Below are 23,514 nucleotides of genomic sequence, written 5' to 3'. Positions count from 1 at the left end.
TCATGAAAGCCGTAACTTACCAGGGCAATAAAAATGTACAGGTTAAAGAAGTTAAAGACCCTAACATCAAAAATTCGGATGATATTATTGTAAAAGTCACTACTTCAGCGATTTGCGGCTCCGATTTGCACTTAATTCATCAATTAATTCCCAATATGCCTACAGATTATGTCATTGGTCATGAGCCGATGGGGGTTGTTGAGGAAGTTGGACCAGGGGTAACTAAGTTAAAGAAGGGAGACCGGGTCATTATCCCCTTTAACGTTAGCTGCGGGAGCTGCTGGTATTGCGACCACGACCTTACAAGTCAGTGCGATAATTCAAATCCTCATGGGGAAATGGGTGGTTTTTTTGGATACTCAGAAACAACTGGTGGGTATGCGGGCGGGCAAGCTGAATATATGCGTGTTCCTTATGGAAACTTTACCCCTTTCAAAATCCCAGAAGACTGCGAGGTAGAAGATGAAAAATTGGTGTTGCTCGCTGATGCAGCATCCACGGCATTCTGGAGTGTAGATCACGCAGGTGTTAAATCTGGCGATACGGTTATCGTTTTAGGCTGTGGTCCTGTAGGTTTACTTACTCAAAAATTCGCTTGGTTAAAAGGGGCGAAAAGAGTGATTGCTGTCGACCATCTCGATTATCGTTTAGAGCATGCAAAAAGGACGAATAAAGTCGAAACCGTAAATTTTGCACAATATGAAAACACTGGCGAATACCTTAAAGAAATCACTAAAGGTGGTGCAGATATCGTTATTGACTGTTCCGGGATGAGTGGCAAAATGACTCCGATGGAATATCTTGCATCGGGTCTTAAATTACATGGGGGAGCCATGGGAGGGATTGTAATTGCGTCCCAAGCCGTGCGTAAGGCGGGAACCATACAAATAACAGGCGTTTATGGCGGCCGTTATAATGGATTCCCCCTAGGAGATATTTTCCAAAGAAACGTGGAAATTAAAACCGGACAGGCTCCTGTTATTCCTTATATGCCGTACCTTTATAAACTAATATCAGAAGGAAAAGTAGATCCTGGCGATGTTGTAACCCATGTACTTCCAATTGACCAAGCAAAGCATGGGTATGAAGTATTTGATACAAGGACAGATGGATGTATTAAAGTGGTCCTTAAGCCATAAAGATGGTTGTTTTCATTTGGAAAAATAGATTGTACAACTATGGATATGGACTATGAGTAAGAAGGGAAGGGATCAAACCCTTTTTTTAACTTTTTGGAGGTAATTTTTACTTCTGGATGAAATACGCATAGAAGAAGATTTAAGAAAAGTGAACACCCCTGTCTTGAGAGCTACATTTACCTTATTCAAATTAAGCATCAGAAAAGACGATATTATAGTTAAGATTACTTCTACTGCTATTTGCGAATCTGATTTGCATTTATATCAAAGTAACATGCCATTACCCCCAGGATATATTATTGGCCACGAACCAATGGGTATTGTAGAAGAAGTTGGACCTGAAGTAACAAAAGTAAAAAAGGTTGACCGTGTTGTCGTTCCCTTTAATGTTTCATGCGGACATTGCTTTTATTGCCAACATGAAATGGAAAGCCAATGCGATAACTCAAACCCTCATTATGATTCTGGCGGATACTTTGGTTATACTGAGAAGTTCGGTAACCATCCAGGTGGTCAGGCTGAATATTTAAAAGTCCCTTTTGGAAACTTCACTCCCTTTGTTATCCCGGAGTCATGCGAATTGGAGGATGAGTCACTGCTCTTTTTATCGGATGTTCTGCCAACAGCTTATTGGAGTGTAATAAATGCAGGTGTAAAATCAGGCGATACAGTTATTGTTCTTGGATGTGGACCTGTTGGGTTGATGGTACAAAAAATTGCCTGGATGGAAGGTGCAAAGCGTGTAATAGCAGTTGATTACTTGGATTACCGAATCAATCATGCGAAAAAGATGAACAATGTTGAGGTATTTGAGTTCACAAAATACCCTGATATGGGCGAACATTTAAAAGAGATCACACATGGTGGGGCAGATGTCGTCATCGATTGTGTAGGTATGGACGGAAAGAAACCACCCCTAGAGTTTCTGGAACAAAAACTTGGACCTATTCAAATTTCTACTAAAGCTGTCCGAAAGTATGGGACAGTGCAAATGACTGGTGTTTACGGGGGTAACTATAATCTATTTCCATTAGGTGCATTTTGGGTTAGAAATATTAATCTTAGAGTGGGACAGGCTCCAGTCATTCATTTTATGCCAGAATTGTTTAAAAAAATAACAAATAACGAATTTGACCCAAGAGATATTATCACACACAAAATGTCCCTTGAAGAAGCAAGTCAAGGTTATCGAATTTTTAATAATCGTGAGGATGAAAGTATAAAAGTCGTTTTAAAACCGTAATACTCTTCTCTTTCCAAAAAGACTTCATACTGTGTGTATAGAAGTCTTTTTGTCTGTAATTTTTAGATGATGGATAATTCAACTGTTAATTTGGATAGGCATAGCATGGAGGTCTAAGTCCTATCTTTGACATTGGCCAGGAATCATTCATTAGGTATGTCTTTCTTTAACAAGGTGCTAATAAAGTAGGTTGTTGCGGCAACCTTTTTCTTAATGAACTAACTGGTTGGTTTAGCAGTTGAAGGAGGAAAAAAGCCATGATGCTAGGTACTCTGTTCAAAAAGGGATTAATAATGGATGAAGGCTCAATGGTTTTTTAAGAATATCAACGGGGTAATTAAAGTATGTCCTTGCAATGGAAAATAACTATATAATATATTAGGGAATATTTTAATATTTAATTCAATTCCTTTTTTAGTCCAAATGAAAGGAGATCACCATTGAGTGCTATAAACAATACTAAGGATATTTTGGAGCGAGTATCCGATGCATTTTATTCGTTAAATAATGAATTGAAATTTGAATATATAAATAATGTTACAGAAAAACTTTTACAAATTAAACGTGAAAATGTGATTGGCCAATATATTTATGATGTATTACCACACAGTGACTTGCATAAATTTGTATCACGATATAAAAGGGCATTGTCGGAACAAGTACCTGCAGAATTTGAAGAGTTTTTTAATAATAGATGGTATGAAATAAGGGCATTTCCTTCTGAGGAAGGCTTGTCTGTATTTTTTAGAGATATTACAGAACAAAAGAAAGAGTATCAAAAAATTAATTTTCTAGCTAATTACGATGTTATAACAGAAATACCGAACCGTTTTTACTTTAATAAATACTTAAAACGCAAGTTACAATCACAATCTATTGGTGGTTCATTTGCTGTTTTATTTATAGATATTAATAATTTTAAAAATGTTAATGATACATATGGTCATGAAGTAGGTGATTTGGTATTAAAACAAATATCAAGACAAATTGAGAAAAAAATAATTCAATTTGGTTTCATAGCTCGATACTCTGGAGATGAATTTCTTCTAACACTGGAAAACCTTGATGATAATGAAATTTCATCTGTGATTGAACGAATAATTGAATCATTTTCAAGTCCATTTTGTATAAATGGGTTTGACATAAAAATTTCAATCTGTGTTGGAGTTAGCCAGTTTCCTAAGGATGGACAAAGTGAAGAATTATTAATAAAACATTCAGAAAATGCAATGTATCATGCAAAAAAAGAGGGTAGAAATAAATATAAGTTCTACGCCTTTGATGAAAATGAAGGAAGAGTAGACGCTTTAAAATTAGAGATAGAGCTCCATAAGGCCATAGAAAATAATCAGTTATTACTTCACTATCAACCTAAAATCAATTTAAATACGGGGAAAATTGTGGGTGTTGAAGCATTACTTCGTTGGGACCATCCAGAATGGGGAATGGTATCACCAGGAACATTTATACCTATTGCTGAAGAGACAGGATTAATTTTACCTATTGGAGAATGGGCTTTGAATGCTGCCTGTAAACAAAATAAAACTTGGCAGCAACAAGGTTTTTCAACAGTTGTTTCCGTCAATTTATCAGCTATTCAATTTAATCAGACTAATATAATTGATACCATTGAATCCATTCTTCAAAAAACAGGATTAGAACCACTCTTTTTAGAAATTGAGATCACTGAAACTATGACAGCCGATATTGACCGTACAATTTTAATGTTACAACAACTTAAAAAGATTGGTGTCCGTGTAAGTATTGATGATTTTGGTACAGGTTTCAGTTCATTAAGTTATTTGAAAAACTTCCCAGTTGATACCCTAAAGATTGACCAGAGTTTTGTGAGAGAACTTCATAACAATCCAAATGATGAAACCATGGTTAAAACCATTGTCTCAATGGCTCATAATTTGAATTTGATTGTAGTGGCAGAAGGAATAGAAACAAAGGAACAACTGGTTTTTCTACAACAACATTTATGTGATGAAGGGCAAGGGTATTTTTTAAGTAAGCCATTAACAGCATCTCAATTACAAGAAAAACGGTTTGAAATCGAAAAAATAGTTGAAGAACATGGAATCTCTAAAGATAAAAACCAACAATTGTTTTTGAAAGAATTTTTGGAATCAGCCCAAAGAGAGTTACAAGATACGATTCGTTTGCAGCAAGGGATGATATTTAAGTATAAAAAAATTAATGAACGATTTATTCATACACAATGTGATGGGGAATTATTATACCGTTTTGGAATAATTCCTTCTCAAGTGATAGGAAAAGAATTAGATGATTTTCTACCTTATAAAACTGCCATTGATAAAACTGCCTACTATAAGATGGCTTGGGAAGGAGAAGAATTTGTTACTTATGAGGACGAGCTAAATGGAATTAATTATCTTGCAACTTTACGTCCTATAAAAAAAGCGGGTGAAGTAGTACAAGTAATAGGTTCATGTATAGATATTACGAAACGCAAAAGAGCGGAGAAAGCTTTACAAGAAAGCGAAGCTAAATATCGATTGATTGCTGAAAACATGACGGACATAATAATGTTATTGGATACTAATGGAACGATACAGTATGCATCACCTTCCCTTGGAAAATTAATTGGTGCCCCATTAAAATCATATGTAGGTGAAAAATCGTTTGATTTAATACATCCTGATGACAAACAAAGCGTAATGATAGGATTTGAACAAGTACTAAATACTATGAATCCATTAAGGATGGAAGCTCGGTTTTTGAACGTTGATGGGAAATCGGTATTATTTGAAGGCCTAGGTACCCCAGTACTTGGAGAAAATGGGGAGCCAGAACATTTTATATTACTAGGGAGAGACATTACAGAAAAAAGGGAAATGGAACAACAACTGTCAAAATCAGAGAAATTATCAGTTGTGGGTCAACTTGCTGCAGGTGTTGCACATGAAATTAGAAACCCTCTTACTTCAATAAAGGGATTCATTCAACTTTTAGAAGAAGGAATTATTAAGAAAGAGTTTTTCGAAAGAATTTTCATAGAATTTAAGCGTATTGAGGAAATTCTGGAAGAATTTATTAATCTTGCCAAACCAAAAGAAATTCAATTTAAAAAAGTAAATATTGAAAATATACTTATTGAAGTTGAGACGTTATTAAAATCAGAAGCAAATTTGAAAAACGTACAAATTCTCCAAGAGTATAAACAAAATCTTCCTCAGATTATGTGTGATAAAAACCAATTAAAACAAGTTTTCATTAATATAATTAAGAACAGCATTGAAGCAATTCCTAATAGTGGATTTGTGAAAATCCAAGGAAGTATAGAAGGAAAAAATGTTCTTATAAAAATAATCGATAATGGAAATGGGATAAGTGAGGATCGAATTCAACGATTAGGTGAGCCCTTCTATAGTAATAAAGAAAAAGGTACTGGTTTAGGTTTAATGTTATGTTTTAGAATTGTTCGAGAACATAATGGGAAAATAACAGTAAAAAGTAAAAAAAATCATGGTACTACGGTTGAAGTTAGGTTACCAATAAGTACTGTCCATAGAAGGAAATCTAATTGATTAAACCAAATGTAACTAGTTTATAATTGGAGTATTCAGGAAGGTAACACATGCCATCAAACGTAACGGATAAACCCCCGATGGGTTATCTGATTGTTATGAAATTGAATAAAGTTTAATGTATGGACATAATTTGAGTTGGCAATGGCAAAGAATTGTTGGCATAAGTTACAATGAAAATCATTCTTACGATGTCGATATAAAAATTCAAGTCTCTTCCGAACGGAATAAACCATTAGATTGTAGACGACCAAGTTAAATTAAGAATATCTCCATCCTGTGACAGTGAAAAGCTTAATCAACTGAAATGTAATCATAGTTTTAAAATAGAAATATTAGATTACAAACATTTGTCTCAATAAGAATTATTACCTTTTATTCAAGTAACAGGTGCGTTCGTATTATAAGGTTAGCCAGTTTTTACTGGTTGACCTTTTTTTAATAGAATCTATTATATCAGTAGCCAGGGTAGGACGTACGGGTGCGTGGGGCTTGATCCCGTGAACTAAACTGTCCGCCCCCTACTAGTAGAAACATGTTTGAGGCTGGTTGGGACGCAGATCTCGTATAACAAGCGAAGCTATGACACTACATGGAGGACTAGGGGTACTGGTTAATAAGTAGAGGAGGTAAAGATAATGAATCCAGTTGTTGGTCTGGATGTGGCAAAAGGAGAGAGCCAAGTTCAGGCGTTCTTAGATCAATCTCAACCGTATGGGAAGAGCTTTTCAATAAAGCATATCAAAGAGGAGTTAGATCATTTTTTAGAATTTCTAAAAGAAATTGAAGAGGTGACAGGGCAGATGCCTATGGTCATTTTAGAATCTACAGGGCATTACCATTCTCCCGTTATTCAATACCTGGAGGAACAAGGGATTCTATATTATCTTACTAAATCCGATTATTTCTTATCAGGCAAAGAAGTCCAGTTTACGGAAGGTAAAAACAGACGCTATCGATGAGTACCAGTTGTGTGTACTGTATTACAAAGAGGATTTAGAACCTCATAAAATTAGAGGAATTCAGCTATTAGACCTTCGGAATTTGTCCAGACAACAGGAAATCGTAACGAATATGTATGTGGAAGCTAAACTTCAGTTTCACACCATTTTAGATCAAGTGTTTCCTGAATACCGGAAGGTTTTTGGGGATCTAAATTCGAAGGTTTCTTTATTGATGTTAAAGGAATATCCTACTTCAGAGGCGGTATTAACAGCCGGAGAAAGTAGACTAGCAGAGAGTGTTATAGAGTTCTGTTCTAGCCGATTGGGTGAATGGGCATGGGAAAAAGCAAAAAAAGTAATGGATTCCGCATCTAGAAATCCATTTCAAAAAAACGTGTATGAAAGTCACGTAATCAATCTTCGTATGTATATTGAGTTGCTTTTTCATTACCAGGGACACCTTTCTGATTTGGAAGATCGTATAGTGGTCCTGGCAAATGAACTGGAAGAATATAAGATCATCCAATCGATTCCCGGTATCGGAGAAAAAATCGCAGCCACGATTATCTCTTAAATTGGTGAAATCGATCGGTTTAATCATCCGAAAAAACTGGTTGCCTTCGCTGGAGTAGATCCAAGTGTTCACTCATCGGGTAAGTTTACGGCAACCATTAATCGTATTACAAAAAGAGGTTCGAGCAGACTACGTCATTCTCTGTATCTTGCCGTACTATGCGGCATAAGAAGTTCAAGGAACAAAAAGCTTAAAGCATTCTATGATAAGAAAAAATCAGAAGGAAAACCTGCCAAAGTGCCAATCGTTGCCTGTATTAATAAGTTGCTTCATTGGATTTACGCTCTATTAAAGAGAAAAGAAACGTTCCTAGATTTAGCCTAATTAACGGTTTTGTGAAACAGAGAAAAATCCTTCCAAAATGGTTTTGAAGGGTTATTTGGCATGGCCAAAAATAGTATATCATAAGGGAAATGAAAATTTTAGAGAAATATATTGACATCCTATTAGCTGGTTTAGTTGAAAAAGACCATACAAAGGATCAAATTTAGGTCTTTTTTCTTTTGTTTAACTATCACATTAATTTTTAAATGAGGCTAAATAAAAAAGCCCCTCTCTATATGAGAAGAGCTTTTATCGGAGTAATTAGGGTTACTCATTAATATTTTATCCATTCAATTACTTTATATTCTTCTTATTGAATTGGCTCTATTGTGATTATGTTGTTTTCTTCTTCAACTAGAGGGGCAGGATAATTGTATGAGATTTAAAAACACAAAAGGGGTAAATATGCTTTTTCAGGTTCTGGTGCAAAAACTACAATAATAGCAATTAATCTCTAAATCTTGGACATACTGATACTAGTACTCTAAAAAAGGTGAGTGGACAGTATGGAAAAGCAAAATTTATTCAAGTGGAAACATTATCAACCTGACATGATTTTGTTAACAGTGAGATGGTACCTGCGGTACAACTTGAGCTTTCGTAATTTAGTGGAGATGATGGAAGAACGCGGCTTATCGATGGCTCACACAACGGTTATGCATTGGGTTCATCAATATGGACCGGAATTAGATGAAAGGGTACGGCGTCATCTTAAGCCGACAAATGACTCCTGGAGAGTCGATGAAATGTATATCAAAGTAAAAGGTCAATGGATGTATCTGTATCGTGCTGTGGATTCCAAAGGAAACACGATTGATTTTTATCTCAGTAAAACAAGAGACAAAAAGGCTGCAAAGCGCTTCTTCAAGAAAGCCTTGCGGTCTTTTCATGTTTCTAAGCCTCGTGTCATGACGGTGGATAAGAATCCAGCTTATCCTATAGCCATTGAAGAGTTGAAAAAAGAGAAAAGCATACCTGATGGTATGCAACTTAGACAACGGAAGTACTTGAATAACATAGTGGAGCAAGATCATCGCTTTATAAAGAAGCGAGTCCGTTCTATGCTAGGATTAAAAACGTTTCAAACAGCCAAACAGATCATCTGTGGAGTGGAGGTGATGCATATGCTGAAAAAAGGACAACTTCAACAAGGGGTGAAGTCTGTCCAAAGCGAGATTGAATTCATACATAAATTATTTGGAGTAGCATCATAATTCATAGATGAAAAGGAATTGAGGTTCTTTTCCTGTACTAACAATTGGAGGAATTTTATTGCCGGTTTTCTAATTCCCACCATATAGCTGCTAAACGCATATCCACTTGATGTCTCAGTGATGTTTGATAATTATTTTCAAATGAATCGACCATTACTTTGCGCAATTTTTCAGCCACTTCTTTCTCTGACCAATAATATCCTTGATTATTTTGTACCCATTCAAAGTAAGAAACCGTGACACCACCTGCACTGGCTAGTATATCCGGAACAACAAGACCTCCTCTTTCATCTAAAATCTTTGTTGCATCAAGCGTAGTTGGCCCGTTTGCTGAACGAATGCAACGCCTGTTTCTTTTGCAATTGAAATCGCTTCATCCATCGCTTGTTTTGCTGCAACATGACCTGGACCATTATCCCCATGATACACGCTTGCACTTGGACCCGTTTTCTCGAATGTGAAATTAGGGTTTGTGTTGATGACGCCTTTGGCAATTCTCTCAGAATAATATTCAACCCGGGTTGCCCCATGTGAATGAATTCCTCTAGCATCTGCAAAGACAAGCACATCAGCAACGACATCAGCGTGCCCTTCCTTAAGGCCTGCCTTGTGCAGTTTAGTCTTGATCAAGTTTTTTAAAGTTTCTTTTGGGGTTTTCAACCAAATCGCCCCCTGAAAGTGAAATGAAATGTGATCAAAGCCATTACGATGACTGATATCAGAAGAAGATTATCCTCAATAGCTTCCAAGTATTATCTTTTTGTCCTCTCCAATAAACGATCTATGGAATCCTGTATGTGGCTGGAGATCGCAATCTCGGCTCTGTATACATCCCTTGTCCGGATGGCCTCAATGATTTCCATATGTTCCGATGGTGCGTCTTTTTGGTCGATCTCACCTTTGACGTGATAAAACCGGCCTATATGAAGATGACAGTGCATGCCTTTATATGCTTCAAATAAAAACGGGTTTCCTCCAGCGTTCATGATGGCATGATGAAATTGTTGATCTAAATGAGTAAAATCTAGTATTTTTTTGTTGGAAGCACCTGTGTTTGTGGAAAACATTTCATCTGTAAGCGCGGCCATTTCTTCCGTCACGCTTACATTATTTAAGCGGATAATATTCCGGACCGCATGCGTCTCCAGTAATATCCGGGCCTCTAACATTTTCGCCATATTTTCAGTATCTAATATGTCACTGACCCGATACCCCTTATTTGGTTCTAAGATGACTAAGTTCTCAGAGTTCAGACGAGATAATGCTTCTCTGAGAGGTATGGCGCTAATGTTGATTTCCCGGGTTAAATGGCTGATATTGATTTTTTGTCCCGGCGATAAATCCCATTCAAAAATCTTTTCTTTTAATAAATTGTAGACATATTCCGTTGTCTCTCCGCGTTCTTTTTCCTTTATCATCGAAATGCCCCTAACTTAAAAAAATTCTATGAGAACGAGTGTTATTTCATATAGATGTAACAACTTAAATTAAAACTGAAGCAGCTTTCGGCTTGTTGACCCTATCAATAAGATAAGGCGAAACCATATTGATATCAAGAATAGAGAGTTTAGAAGTAGACTCCATAGTCTGCTGGAAAGCTACAAAAATATATCCTCATCACTGATGATTATATATTATATTTGATGGGTTTTGAATAGATTATATATAATATTTTAAAAATAATCATGAATTATTTAATCTATCTATATTATTAGAAGTAAAAAACACTGTAATATCAAGGTTTATACAAAAAAGACTGAATCTTTTTAGTTTTAAATATTTACATAATTGTATATTATGTGATATATTTTCGGAAACGATTACATATGATTTTTGAAGTAGGATTCTATAAACAGCAGATAAACAGTTTACTAAAGAGTATTGATAGGCAGGCAAAATCTTAAGTTTAAAATGGAAGCGCTTTATTTTAGGCGTTTTACTGATGAATTTGTTGAATCTATTAGCAGATAACTGTGAAGTGAAAAAATGTGGTCGTTATTTTTCAAAGGAGGAATCTTCAATGAGCACAACGCTGAGTAGAAAAAACGCATTTTATGGCCATTTCATAAATGGGCAATGGATATCCGATCAAAATACAATCGCTGTTATTAACAAATATAACAAAGAAGAAATTGCCCAGATCGGCAGGGCATCACGGAAAATGGTTTCTGATGCGGTAACCAATGCCTTGGAAACGTTTAATACGAGAAAGCTAGATTCCAATCAACGCTACGAGATTCTAATGCGTGCAGCGGATATCGCTAAAGAGAGAAAAGAAGAGCTGGCGATGATTCTGGTTCAGGAAGTCGGTAAAGTATTAAAGGATGCCAGAGGGGAAATCGATAGAGGAATTCAAACGATGATTGCTTCAGCGGAAGAAGCAAAACGGATTGCCGGTACAGGCGTTCCTTTGGGGCAGTCTGGAAACGACAATAAGATGGCTTTCACCATCCGGGTTCCTGTTGGGGTTATCGGTGCGATCACCCCGTTTAATTTCCCATTCAATCTCACCATACACAAGGTAGCTCCTGCGTTGGCAGCGGGAAATGCAATCGTTTTGAAACCGGCTGAAATGACGCCACTCATCGCATGCAAGATCGCAGAAATTTTTTCCGAAGCTGGATTGCCTGCAGGTTTTCTGAATGTGGTTAACGGGTTTGGGCAGGAAACTGGTCAATACCTTTTGGAGGATGAACGAATTGCGATGTTCACTTTTACAGGGAGTCCCGGCGTAGGTCGGCACATTAAGAGCAGTACAGGAATTCGTAAGGTTACCTTGGAATTAGGGAATAACTCCCCAAACATCATTCACAAGGATGTCCCTGATTTAGACAGAGCAGTTGAGCTCTGTGTCACGCGGGGGTATGTGAATGCTGGTCAAGCCTGCATCTCTGTACAGCGCATCTACGTTCATAGAGATATCTGCGATGTGTTTGTGGATAAGGCAGTAAAGGTGGCACAGAGCTTGAAGGTCGGAAATCCTGCAGATCCTTCCACGGACATTGGCCCTATGATTTCCGAGAAAGAAGCAAGGCGTGCGGAAGAATGGATCCAGGAAGCTGGGCGTCTTGGGGCCAAAGTGGTATATGGAGGGAAAAGGCGGGATTCGATTCTGGAACCTACTATATTAATAGCCGTGAAACCTGAAATGAAGGTAGTCTGCCAGGAAATGTTCGCACCGGTCATCAGCATCATTCCTTTCGATAGCATCGAGGAGGCTTTCCATCAGGCCAATGATACGAAGTTCGGCTTACAAGTTGGTTTATTTACATCCGATATCACTTTAGCCATGCGGGCAACACAGGAACTCCATTTTGGCGGTGTGATTATCAATGATGTTTCTACATACAGAGCCGATATTATGCCGTATGGCGGCGTAAAGGACAGCGGAATTGGCAAAGAGGGGCCGCATTATGCCATTCAAGAAATGACAGACGAAAAACTGGTCGTCATCAATCTATAGACTTTGGGGGTAAGGGATATGAGAAATACATGGGATTTTTATTCTACCGAAAGAATCGTATTTGGAAACGGGGCGATCGGGCAATTAGATTTGATCCTTCAAAGATTAAAGGCGAAAAACATTTTGCTCGTTACTGACCCAGGAATCAAAAATGCAGGTATCGTGGATAGGATTTCGTCGTTGTTGGAACAAGCAAATTACGAAACAGTTATCTATGACCAGGTCGTACCGGAGCCGCCGGTAGATTCGGCGATGGACTGTTATAAGTTTGCTGAATCTCAAATGGATATTGATGCAGTAATTGGCCTTGGCGGAGGAAGCAGCATTGATATGGCGAAGATCGTCGCCTTGTTGGTCGCCCATGGAGGACATCCTCTGGATTATTATGGCGGGGAAAACCAGGTTCCCGGACCAATCGCCCCTCTTATAGCGATTCCGACGACTGCTGGAACCGGGTCAGAGGTGACATCTGTAGCGGTATTGACTGATGTGGAAAATAACCTGAAAGTTGGTATCTCGGATAATTACCTAAGACCAACCGTTGCTCTACTTGATCCAGAATTAACGTTAGGGCTTCCCGCTTATGTAACAGCTTGTTCTGGAATTGATGCTTTGTCACATGCGATTGAGGCTTACACAGCCAAACCTTCTGCATATATCGAGGCAGAAGGAAGCATTTTATTCCAAGGCTCAATCCCCATAAGCGATGTACTCGCCTACAGAGCAATTGAATTGATCGCAAAAAATCTGCCGCTTGCTGTGCAGCAAGGAAGCAATCTTGAGGCCCGTTCCAATATGCTAATGGGCAGCCTGCTTGCTGGAATGTCCTTTTCTAATGCAGGTACGGCAGCAGCCCATGCATTGGCTTACCCAATCGGAGGGCTTGTGAAGTCACCACATGGAGAGGTTACCGGGCTATTGCTTCCGTATGTCATGGAATATAATGCAGCTGTAGAAACAGAAAAAATGGTGAAGATTTCACAGGCATTCAATGTGAACTCGGATGGCCTTTCCGGTAAGGAAGCCGCTTTGGCTGCTTCAAAATCTGTGCTTACCCTGCTTGGAGAAATTGGACTGCCTACAAAGCTAATGGAGATTGGAATCAAAGAAGAGGATATTCCCGAAATTGCTGAGAAGACCCTCCAGATCGATCGTCTAATTCGGAATAACCCAAGAGTGCCAACCCAGCAGAGTTTAGAAGAGTTAATTAGAAAAGCCTTATAGACTTGTCATAGAAACATTGTCCCTGGTAATAGTCACTTAAGGTTAAGTATCATAACCATTCATAATGGATCTGCAGACCGGGGCGGAAAAAGTTTCACTATCTAATAGAATAATAATTGGAGAGGAAGATGCAAAATGTCTCTTATGCCTTTTACATATAGTATGCCGACACGGGTGGAATGCGGTAACGGAATATCTGGAAAAACAGGAGAACTGCTTAAAGATTTAGGTGTATCGAGTGTACTTATTGTTACAGATAAAGGGGTTAGAGGTGCCGGGCTCCTTCAAGGCATTGAAAAATCCCTTGCTTCGGCAAACCTTTATTTTGAGATATACGATGAGGTAGAGCCTAATCCATCAGCTGAAACAATCCAACAGGGGACAGTGTATCTTAAGCAACAAAAGATTGAGGCAGTTCTGGCTGTAGGAGGAGGAAGTAGCATTGACACAGCCAAGGGAATCGCGGCAATGGCTACTAATCCAGGGCATATCCTTGATTATGAAGGGGTCGGAAAGATTTCCAATTATCCGCTCCCAATCATAGCAATCCCGACTACGGCTGGAACTGGCAGTGAAGCTACTAATTCGACAGTGGTAACGAATAAGGACACCTCTTTTAAATTAGGTGTACTTAGTTCACTTCTGTTTCCAAAGCTAGCTATATTGGATCCTGCCCTTACATTAAATTTGCCTCAAGAGATTACTGCAGCTACTGGTATGGATGCTCTGACTCATGCAATTGAATCCTACACATCCAAATCTGCCAACCCTGTCAGCATGGCTTTCGCGATGCAGGCCATTAAGATGATCGGTGAAAATTTAACACGATCGTACTTTGTGGGAACGGACATAGAAAGCAGGGAAAACATGCTTGTAGCCTCCCTGTTAGCTGGTGCAGCCTTTTCACAGTCCCGATTGGGTAATGTACACGCCATTTCCCATACATTTGGAGGAGTCTTTAATATCCCGCATGGCATCGCAAATGCAGCACTATTGCCATTTGTCATGAGATTCAATCTGCCGGCATGTGAGGATCAGTATCGAGAAATTGCAATAGCTTTAGGAAGGGATGTAAGCGGTTTATCTAAAGCGCAAGCAGCTGAGAAAGCAATAGAAACTATCATCGAGATGAATCGGAGTATGAATATTCCTCTTAATATTAAAGAGCTTGGAGTCTCCTTGGACGTTTTGCCGAAATTAGTGGAAGATTCCATGAGAAGCGGTAACGTGTTCGTTAATCCAAGGCTGACGAAGGCATCGGATATCCAACTGATTATAGAGAAGGCTTATGAGGGCGATTTTGAAGGTTTTAATAATGGTAATCGAAATGAAAGCGGTGCCAAAAGTTCAGAAACGGCCATCGTGAATGTATAAAGAAGATTCAATTGTATTGTAAAAGTCACCAACATATTTCAAATCAGTTTTCGCTTTTTAACTTTTTTCGGACGTATATGGATTTCCCGCAGCATTTTATCTACCTGAAATAATTATCTAATGAGGTGACATATGAAAAAGACCAATGGAAGATGGCTTGTAGTAGTACTCCTTTTCGTCGCAACAACAATCAATTATATGGATCGGGCAATTCTTGGCATTGCAGGGCCCTCGATGATGAAAGATCTTTCGCTTTCGGCAGTTGAATTCGGGATATTGGGGTCAGCGTTCTTTTGGTCGTATGCCTTAATGCAGATTCCGGTCGGGATAATCGTTGATAAATTAGGGGCCCGCTTAACGTATTCCATCGCCATCGTATGGTGGTCGCTCTGTACAGTGTTTACTGGATTTGGACGTTCGCTTGGCGCACTGATCGGTATCCGCGTTTTAATGGGAATCGGAGAGGCTCCAGCGTTTCCAACCAATACGCGCGTTATTTCAGACTGGCTGCCGTCACATGAACGGGGCATTGCAAACGGGATTTTTAATTCCGGTACTGCGATCGGTATTGGTATAACGACACCCATTTTAGCATGGATTATCCAGAGTTGGGGATGGCAAGCATCCTTTGTGGTAATTGGATTCATCGGTTTTGTATGGCTGGCATTCTGGTTATTCTATTTCAAAAACCATCCAGAGAAAAGTAAGATTGCAAATGATGCTGAAGTAGCCTATATCAAAGAAGACCAAAGCCAAGAGGAAAAAGCATCGACACTAAACATCTCGCCATTTAAATTCCTTAAATACAGAAATGTTTACCCCATGTTATACGGCTTGTTTGCGCATAACTATCTTACTTATTTAATGATGACCTGGCTTCCTACTTACCTTGTAGTCGAAAGGGAAATGACACTTTTAAAAGCCGGATTTTTCACGATGCTACCTTGGATTATGTCCTTTCTTGGAAATATTCTAGGAGGTGTGTTGTCGGATATCTTAATTAAAAGAGGCTGGAATTCCATAAAAGCAAGAAAAACTGTTTTAACCATTGGCATGCTATTTCCATTAGCCATTATACCGACTATCTATACAGACAGCGCCTTTATGGCACTTACGTATATCTCAATAGCAATCGGTGGTGAAGGATTGGCTGCGGGCATCCTCTGGGCTACTGTTTCGGATGTTGCTCCAAAGGGTGCGGAAGGAAAGCTTGCAGGGCTGCAAAATTTCGTGGGGAACCTCGCTGGTTGGATAGCTCCAGTCGCAACTGGGCTCTTAATAGCGAAGTTCAATAATTTCAATATAGCCTTGATTATACCGGTAGTCATTTGCCTTATTGCTGCTGTGGGATATACATTCATTCTTAAAAATGAAAGGATACCCATTAACTCGGACATTGACAGAGGAACTAACGTTTCAGGACTCTAATCGTTCTTTGCCTTACAGTTGATCCTTAAAAATGTATATATAATTAAGCGTTTTACAAATCCAGCGAAAAAAAGGAGACATATTCATGCTGAAAACTAGTGGATTAATCAATTTATCTGAACTGAAAATCTATGTAAACGGTGAATGGACTGCAGCACATAACGGAGAAACTTTACCAGTAACAAATCCATCAACCGGGAAAGTGGTTGCAAGGATTCCAAATGGCGGACGCCAAGAAACGCATGTGGCAATTGCAGCTGCTGAGAAAGCATTTAAAACCTGGTCAAAATTGACGGCTCAGGAACGTAGCAAATATCTAAAAAAATTGCATGACCTTATGCATGAATATAAAGATGAATTAGCAGAAATCATGAGTCTGGAAATGGGCAAGCCCTTTACAGAAGCACAGGGTGAAGTGGATTTTGCTGCAAGCTACCTGGAATGGTTTGCGGAAGAAGGCCGCCGGATTTATGGTGAAACGATACCTCCTTCTGCTGCAAATAAAAGGCTATCGGTGATCCGCCAGCCGATCGGAGTGGTTGCGTCCATTACCCCTTGGAATTTCCCGTTGGCCATGATGACGCGTAAGGTAGGACCTGCGATGGCCGCTGGATGTACAGTCATTGTTAAACCTGCAAAACAATCTCCTATTAGTGCATTAGCGTTTGGTAAATTGGTAGAAATGGCGGGAGTGCCTGCTGGGGTGGTCAGTATCGTAACGGGCAGTGCTGGACCTATCTCGGATGAAATCTTTGAAAACCCAATAGTAAGAAAAATTTCTTTTACCGGATCTACTGAAGTAGGTAAACTGCTGGTTACCAAGTCAGCCCCGCAGCTCAAGAGACTTTCCCTTGAGCTTGGAGGACACGCGCCATTCATCGTTTTTGAAGATGCTGATTTGGAAGCCGCAGCAGCTGGTGCCGTTGCAAGCAAATTCAGGAACACTGGACAAACATGCGTTTGTGCAAATCGAATTTACGTCCAGCGTTCTGTCATCGATAAATTCTCTGCACTTTTTGTTGAAAAAGTACAAGCCCTTAAAGTCGGAAATAGCATTGATCCAACCGTTGAAGTCGGGCCTCTTGTCAGCAGTGATGGCCTGGCAAAGGTAGAGGAACATGTACAAGATGCCTTGGCAAAAGGTGCCCGCCTTCTTTGTGGCGGACAAAGAGTTGAAGGGGAATTGGCTGATGGATTGTTCTATGAACCTACCGTTCTGGGTGGAGTGAATAAGGATATGCTTATCACATACAAGGAAACATTTGGACCGGTTGCACCAATCATCCCGTTTGATACAGAAGAAGAAGTGATCGAGCTTGCCAATAATACAGAGTACGGGCTGGCCGCTTATTTTTATACACAGAATATAAGCAGGGGAGTCAGGGTATCCGAAGCTCTGGAGTTCGGCATCATCGGCTTTAACGACGCAATTCCCACCGTTGCACAAGCTCCATTTGGCGGCATGAAAGAGAGTGGTATGGGAAGGGAAGGTGGCCATCAAGGCCTTGAAGAATATTTGGAAGAAAAATATATATCAATGGGTTTTTAAGATAGGGCAAGTAAAGGCTTGAGGTGAATTCGGATCCTTAAGCCTTTCCTTTTTTACCTCATAAAAAGTCTTAATTCAACACACGCTCCCCTTTGATTAACAAACCTCAGTTACAGAACCTATGGCCAGGTTGCTTTACATCCTAAGACAAATAAAAAATATCCTGAATTCCTGTTACGTTTTCTATCTCTCTAAGATATTGGTGTAAGCTCTCTAGTCCTTCAATGGTATGCGTAACTTTAAAACTTCCTTGATAAGGCTTCTTCTTCTCCAAGAATGCTTGAACCTGACTTTCACCTTTCGATACATCCAGACCAACTACTGGATTCATTTATTATCTCCTCCTAAAGAATATTGCCGGTACCCCTAAATCCTTCTTGCAGTATCATAGCTTCGCTTGTTATACGAGATCTTGGTCCCAACCAGCCAAATCATGTTTAAGCAAGTAGGGGGCGAACTGTTTAGTTGACGGGGTCCAAGCCCCACGGGCAGGAACGTTCTAACCCGGATACCGTTATCATATATCGATATAAAAATTGTTCAACCAGAAATAACTGGCTGACCTTTATAATACGAAGGGGCAGGATAGTTAAAGAGTGCTGTTTGATCTTTATTCAACAATTGGGCCAGATTGTGGAGGAATAGTGAACAGTAGGCATACTAATTTAAGATTATTTGTGAAAAGTTACACTTAAGCTATCCGGGCAATCAATCTGTAAATCCTTTGTGTAATATATTGGGAATGTCTGCTAATATTATTTATATCATATTGAAAAATTTCATATAGGGGGATTTATGAATTTAGAAATAACGTTTAATAACAATGTAATGGAGTACATACTTAATAAACTAGCAGCGCTTGGTTTATTAGTATTTATTATGTGTATATATATCATTTTGGGAACCGAATTTGATTTGTATGAGTTTACAGAGTCTATATCAAATATAAAGGTTTGGGGATTAATTTGTGGATATGCACTAGTGATGACAGTGCTAATCGATTTAGTAAGGTATAAATGGAGAGAGGTCACATACAAGACGAGTATCCTTTTGCACTGTTTAGCAGGATTTATTGTGTTTTTTCCATTTATGGGTATTAATTTGTTTTCATTGATTGCTGGAAGTGTTGGTGCATTATGTGCATTTATCTATGCTTTTAGCTACTATTTTTTAGAGAAAAAAAAGCAATTAGTATGGATTTCTCTTTTAGTCTTCCCTCTACTGCTATGTATAAGATTATTCGATTTTACTATAAAAGAAGATTGGACCGAAGAAAAGACAAAATCATCATTTTCCGCAGAGTTTGAGCGTTTCAATGGAAAAAACGAGATTCCAATATCTTTAAAAAAGGGAGATGTAGTAACGAGTTATATATCCTTTGACCAAATGAATGAGGGAGGATATGGGTATCATATTTTAGATAATAACGGGAAGTTAGTAGAGATGAAAGAGCTAGAAGATACGTATGGAGAATATAGAGACATTGATACGAATGTAATCCAGTTTAATGCAGAAAAAGCAGGTATATATATATTAATAGTCACAGGGGATAATTTGAAAGGGAAGATTGATGTAAAATGGGAAATAGATTAATGCAAAGGAATATGAGCACTTTTTAATATATTATTTGTACAACATATTCATTCTTATGACCTTCAATTATAGAGTTTTTGAAAAAAATGTACTTAAACAATAGTATGCTTTTATGCAATATCTTAAGTGGCAAGAAGGCTCACTATGTATCAGGAGGTCGATAATAATGCCTGTTCATGATTTTGGAATAATTGATAATATCGAAAATCTGAAAAGAAATATTGGTTATGAACCACAAAAATATAAATGTATTTCTGTTGATGATGAAATTATTAATCACTTAAATGAGCATTTATCTATTATGAGAACCTACTTTCATTCGCTTGAACGCCCAGAGTTTGGGTTAGCTTACTGGGGAATTACAATTATTCCACCTGATTCTTTATCAATGTTTTATGATGTGATTACATCTTCAACGATGTATAAAAAATCTGCTGAACTTAATGAATTAGCTTCTAAAATATTTCAGGCTAAAGAGGAAAATAAATACATGATACACTTTGGAATATAAGCCTTTTTGTTTTTTATCTTATCTAAATTAACGGGTGCTTATATTAAAGAAGGGATGGCTGCGGCTAACGGGTTCCCATTTGAGGTGCAAACAATGCAAATCACATCACATTTTTTGTCACTAATATCAATGCACTTCTCAATGCAATTCTCAATGGAATTCTCTAATTAAATATCAATAATAAACGCAGAGAAGGGATAGCTTAATAGCTATCCCTTCATCTTAATTTCACTATCTAATCCCGTTGGTTGAAGAAAGTTGTTGTCTGTTTTTATTGAGTGTCTTCGTCGCCCTTGTACTCCAAAATATCACCTGGCTGACAATCCAAAGTCTTACATATCGCTTCTAATGTTGAAAAACGAACCGCTTTTGCTTTTCCATTTTTCAGAATGGAAAGATTCGCCATAGTAATTCCAACCCTCTCCGAAAGTACTGTTACGCTCATTTTCCTTTTTGCCAACATCACATCAATATTGATGATAATCGCCATGATATTCACCTCAGATCGTTAAATCATTTTCTGATTTTATATTAATAGCTTCTTGTAAAAGTCTTTGGAGAACAGCAGCAAAAACGGCGATCACCATTGAGGCGAAAATAATGACCAATCCGATTGGTATGAAACTTGGAGGGTCAACTCTTTTCGCCATGAGATAGTAGAGTGGCATACCTAACAGGTACAAGGTACTGATCGTGATGGCACAGTGTTTTATATTCTTTAAAGCCTTTACCGATAATTCCGAGAACGCTTGGTTCTTATCAATATAGCTTAAAAGTTTAAAAGCTTGATAAAGAGCGAAATAAAAAGGAATCGCTGCCACGTACATATCGATTAAAACGAGAGATTTCATATAAGCAATATCTGGATACAATTCCCCAGCAAAATTCCCAATCTTAGGCACCAAAAATATGCACAATGCAAGAACTGCAATTCCAACCAGAAAAATAATTACCTTTAAGAAAGTGGTTGAACCTGGTTTAACATTCATTTAAAATACCTCACTTATTTAATGACAACATGATTTTATCATATGATTTATCGTTTTACAATAAATTCGTATTGTTTTTTATTGTATTATTATTGTTACATGAAGTCCTTCGATATACTTGTTTCTTTGATCAAATTCATGAAGGGCATTCAAATATTCCGAGTAAGACTCCGTATCATTCTTTGTTTTTTGTTGAGGAGAGAAAGAGAAGCGAAGTCTTGCATTCTTTTGAGAGAAATAATCAAGATCTATTTAAGCTGGAGCAAGAGAATAAACAGAATTTGTGGAAGAGTCATCTCTTGCTCTCATATAGACGGGCAGCATTCATGTAATAAATGAAGTGGTAATTGAGTAGGTTTGTGAAACATTGTACTTAAACTACGGGTGCGTTAGTTCTATAAGGATCACTAAAAGGTGTTCAATGACAATAAAGATAATTAATTACAAATAAAGATGTTTAATTTACAATAAACTTGTTTAACTCTTAACTAATAAGAAAAGGAGTATTGAATTTGAATCGTGTTGATGTTGTGTACACACTTTTGTTTAACGAGGATACCAATAAGATTTTAGTGGTACTAAATAAAAAAAATAACACTTGGTCCTTACCAGGAGGAGCAGTTGAAGCAAATGAGACTCTAAAAGAAGCAGCCATCAGAGAAGTTAAAGAAGAAACGGGCTATGATGTGCAGGTAAACGATATTATTGCATTAAATGAAGCATTTATAAATGAAGATCATGTATATTTTATTATGTTTGAAGGGCAAGTTCTAAAATCACCTGAACAAATTCCAAAGGAAAAAAACATTTTAAGAGTTGAATGGGTAAATTTAGAGGAAGCAGATAGACTAATGCCTTATTATCCAGAAGGAGTATCCAAACTAATTAGCAACTCCAGAGCAGGATATACATTCCAAAAATAATTAAAATACAATGGTATTAGGGCTAAATTGCTGTGTTATTGCATTGAATTATAGATTTTAAATGACATTATTGTTACTGTGGAAAGAGCAATTTTGACCTACAATCAAAATTAATAACTTTATTTTAACACCGTTCAAAAATTTGGACGGTGTTATGCATGTTTGTAGCTTTAAAATTAAACGACCTTATTGTCAATCAACAAAAGGATCACAAAAAATGATCAAACTATTTTATAAAAACCGTATACTTAATCACTAGAAAATAATCTATTTTGTTCATTTTTTTCCAAAATGGATTCTTTTTATTTACGCTAATATGGGGGTTCAGGAGGACCTTTTGATCAATCCCTATAGTTGATTCTTTTACGTGCAAAATAGCACTTAAATTAAGTGCAAATTATCACCTAAATTTACAGAATAGGATTCTAACGCTTTTTAAATGTGAGACTTGAACATTAAGCCTTATTAGCGCGATAACTTTCACTCTTAACGGAATCAGTACGGCACTTATTTGCAAAATGGGTGATTAAGGCCTTAGAATTAATCACAATTAATCCTGCAATGATCGTGATTCCCCCGAAAAACATGAGCCATGTTATCTTTTCCTGATACAAGACCTTCCCAAGTCCTAAGGCAATGATGGGGGAGATGTAGAGCCATGTGGACGGAAATATCGGGTCCGTTTTTGAAACAAGCCAATAGTATATGGTATGGGCAATCATAGAGCCAAAAACGGTCAAGTACACGATCGATCCTATTGCATTCTTATTTGCAAGATCTCCTATGTTTATCTGCTCAGATGTCAAAGACAGCAGCAGAAGCAATGCACCGCCGTAAATCATTTGAGTAGCATTCAGCATAATAGGTGAGGTGCCTGAAAAACGCTCTGACACCTTTTTGGAATAGATCGTTCCTGCTGCATAACCCACTTGACCAAGCAGAATAAGGAAGCAAGCGATCAGCCATATTGAATCGTAGGAAACAGTCAGATTCGGCATAAGGAGCAGAGCCACTCCAATCAAGCTGATTGCACATCCTACAAACGTTCTTATAGATAACTTAACGTGCAAGACCATTGTTTGAATCAGCAAAATCATAATTGGTCCCGTTGCAGACAGGACAGCACCAACTCCGGAAGCAACGTACTGTTCCGCCCAATATAGCGTAGCAAACGTTCCGAATGTTAACGTACTTCCTGTGATGAATGATTCTTTAGAAAAAAGAACAGCCAGATTTGCTTTTTTTCGCAGCGACATCATTAAAAATAGAAGGATTCCTGCCATGAAAAATCGAATCCCTGCTGAAAAAAAGGGAGGAAGCCCTTCGTCTACTCCTATTTTTATTGCCAGGAATGTTGTCCCAAAAATCAAGCACATACAAATATAGTTAAAGATAATCATGTAAATCCCTCCTTGCTACTCATCATATAGGACGGGAAATAGAACAGATTCATTGTAGGTAGAACAGA

15 protein-coding genes and 5 pseudogenes are annotated in these 23,514 nt (G+C 38.0%); 13 read left to right on the top strand and 7 right to left on the bottom strand.

The genetic code is table 11. The features are described 5' to 3' along the window. Positions 1–2: 2 nt before the first annotated feature. The 5 genes and pseudogenes from RE409_RS28005 to RE409_RS27985 all read left to right on the top strand — a co-directional run bounded on the left by RE409_RS28005 (position 3) and on the right by RE409_RS27985 (position 8,992). Positions 3–1,139, top strand: a complete 1,137-nt coding sequence (locus tag RE409_RS28005; RefSeq protein WP_309559522.1) for a zinc-dependent alcohol dehydrogenase — start codon at positions 3–5, stop codon at positions 1,137–1,139. A 199-nt stretch (positions 1,140–1,338) separates the two neighbouring features. Next, positions 1,339–2,382, top strand: a pseudogene (locus RE409_RS28000) (alcohol dehydrogenase catalytic domain-containing protein); the annotation flags it as partial. Positions 2,383–2,822: 440 nt separating this feature from the next. Beyond that, positions 2,823–5,936 carry an EAL domain-containing protein gene (locus tag RE409_RS27995; RefSeq protein ID WP_309559521.1) on the top strand — a complete coding sequence of 1,038 codons (3,114 nt, stop codon included), beginning with the start codon at positions 2,823–2,825 and terminating at the stop codon, positions 5,934–5,936. A gap of 638 nt (positions 5,937–6,574) precedes the next feature. Next, positions 6,575–7,778: pseudogene (locus RE409_RS27990) on the top strand (IS110 family transposase). Between the two features lie 506 nt (positions 7,779–8,284). Next, complete coding sequence (locus RE409_RS27985) at positions 8,285–8,992, top strand: IS6 family transposase (RefSeq protein WP_309559520.1); 708 nt, start codon at positions 8,285–8,287, stop codon at positions 8,990–8,992. Positions 8,993–9,051: 59 nt separating this feature from the next. Here RE409_RS27985 and RE409_RS27980 read toward each other — a convergent pair. From RE409_RS27980 to RE409_RS27970, 3 genes and pseudogenes are all read right to left on the bottom strand, one after another. Further along, positions 9,052–9,332, bottom strand: a pseudogene (locus RE409_RS27980) (glutamate dehydrogenase); the annotation flags it as partial. Further along, positions 9,326–9,652: pseudogene (locus tag RE409_RS27975) on the bottom strand (Ldh family oxidoreductase); the annotation flags it as partial. The pseudogenes RE409_RS27980 and RE409_RS27975, both read right to left, overlap by 7 nt. A gap of 92 nt (positions 9,653–9,744) precedes the next feature. Beyond that, positions 9,745–10,410: a GntR family transcriptional regulator gene (locus tag RE409_RS27970; RefSeq protein ID WP_057215460.1), complete on the bottom strand. Its 666-nt coding sequence runs from the start codon at positions 10,408–10,410 to the stop codon at positions 9,745–9,747. A 602-nt stretch (positions 10,411–11,012) separates the two neighbouring features. Between RE409_RS27970 and RE409_RS27965 the strand changes: the two genes are divergently transcribed. The 5 genes from RE409_RS27965 to RE409_RS27945 all read left to right on the top strand — a co-directional run bounded on the left by RE409_RS27965 (position 11,013) and on the right by RE409_RS27945 (position 18,030). Next, positions 11,013–12,455, top strand: coding sequence for an aldehyde dehydrogenase family protein (locus RE409_RS27965; protein WP_309559519.1), 1,443 nt, complete (start codon positions 11,013–11,015; stop codon positions 12,453–12,455). Positions 12,456–12,473: 18 nt separating this feature from the next. Beyond that, complete coding sequence (locus RE409_RS27960) at positions 12,474–13,679, top strand: hydroxyacid-oxoacid transhydrogenase (RefSeq protein ID WP_309559517.1); 1,206 nt, start codon at positions 12,474–12,476, stop codon at positions 13,677–13,679. A gap of 135 nt (positions 13,680–13,814) precedes the next feature. Beyond that, a complete protein-coding gene (locus RE409_RS27955; RefSeq protein ID WP_309559516.1) occupies positions 13,815–15,053 on the top strand; it encodes an iron-containing alcohol dehydrogenase in 1,239 nt (412 codons plus the stop codon). 132 nt (positions 15,054–15,185) lie between these two features. After that, positions 15,186–16,481: an MFS transporter gene (locus RE409_RS27950; RefSeq protein ID WP_309559515.1), complete on the top strand. Its 1,296-nt coding sequence runs from the start codon at positions 15,186–15,188 to the stop codon at positions 16,479–16,481. Between the two features lie 85 nt (positions 16,482–16,566). Beyond that, a complete protein-coding gene (locus RE409_RS27945; protein WP_309559512.1) occupies positions 16,567–18,030 on the top strand; it encodes a succinate-semialdehyde dehydrogenase in 1,464 nt (487 codons plus the stop codon). Positions 18,031–18,193: 163 nt separating this feature from the next. Here the strand turns inward: RE409_RS27945 and RE409_RS27940 are convergent. Then, positions 18,194–18,361, bottom strand: a pseudogene (locus tag RE409_RS27940) (IS110 family transposase); the annotation flags it as partial. A 464-nt stretch (positions 18,362–18,825) separates the two neighbouring features. Here RE409_RS27940 and RE409_RS27935 point away from each other — a divergent pair. Together RE409_RS27935 and RE409_RS27930 are read left to right on the top strand one after the other, a co-directional pair. After that, positions 18,826–19,623: a hypothetical protein gene (locus RE409_RS27935; protein WP_201225230.1), complete on the top strand. Its 798-nt coding sequence runs from the start codon at positions 18,826–18,828 to the stop codon at positions 19,621–19,623. Positions 19,624–19,789: 166 nt separating this feature from the next. Continuing rightward, positions 19,790–20,134, top strand: a complete 345-nt coding sequence (locus RE409_RS27930; protein ID WP_207196621.1) for a short-chain dehydrogenase — start codon at positions 19,790–19,792, stop codon at positions 20,132–20,134. A gap of 271 nt (positions 20,135–20,405) precedes the next feature. Here the strand turns inward: RE409_RS27930 and RE409_RS27925 are convergent, their stop codons facing one another. Both RE409_RS27925 and RE409_RS27920 read right to left on the bottom strand, forming a co-directional pair. Beyond that, positions 20,406–20,624: a helix-turn-helix domain-containing protein gene (locus tag RE409_RS27925; protein WP_061465081.1), complete on the bottom strand. Its 219-nt coding sequence runs from the start codon at positions 20,622–20,624 to the stop codon at positions 20,406–20,408. 10 nt (positions 20,625–20,634) lie between these two features. Then, positions 20,635–21,123 carry a DUF2975 domain-containing protein gene (locus RE409_RS27920; protein WP_201183788.1) on the bottom strand — a complete coding sequence of 163 codons (489 nt, stop codon included), beginning with the start codon at positions 21,121–21,123 and terminating at the stop codon, positions 20,635–20,637. A gap of 512 nt (positions 21,124–21,635) precedes the next feature. Here RE409_RS27920 and RE409_RS27915 point away from each other — a divergent pair. Beyond that, entirely contained in the window at positions 21,636–22,046 is a 411-nt protein-coding gene (locus RE409_RS27915; protein ID WP_201183791.1) for an NUDIX hydrolase, read from the top strand. Positions 22,047–22,501: 455 nt separating this feature from the next. Here the strand turns inward: RE409_RS27915 and RE409_RS27910 are convergent, their stop codons facing one another. Next, on the bottom strand, positions 22,502–23,446 hold the full coding sequence (locus tag RE409_RS27910) for a DMT family transporter (protein ID WP_098175944.1): 945 nt from the start codon (positions 23,444–23,446) through the stop codon (positions 22,502–22,504). Between the last annotated feature and the right edge of the window lie 68 nt (positions 23,447–23,514).

Source organism: Peribacillus sp. R9-11, from assembly GCF_031345095.1.
Classification (GTDB): Bacteria; Bacillota; Bacilli; order Bacillales; family DSM-1321; genus Peribacillus; species Peribacillus butanolivorans.
This window is presented reverse-complemented; position numbering and strand designations above follow the sequence as displayed.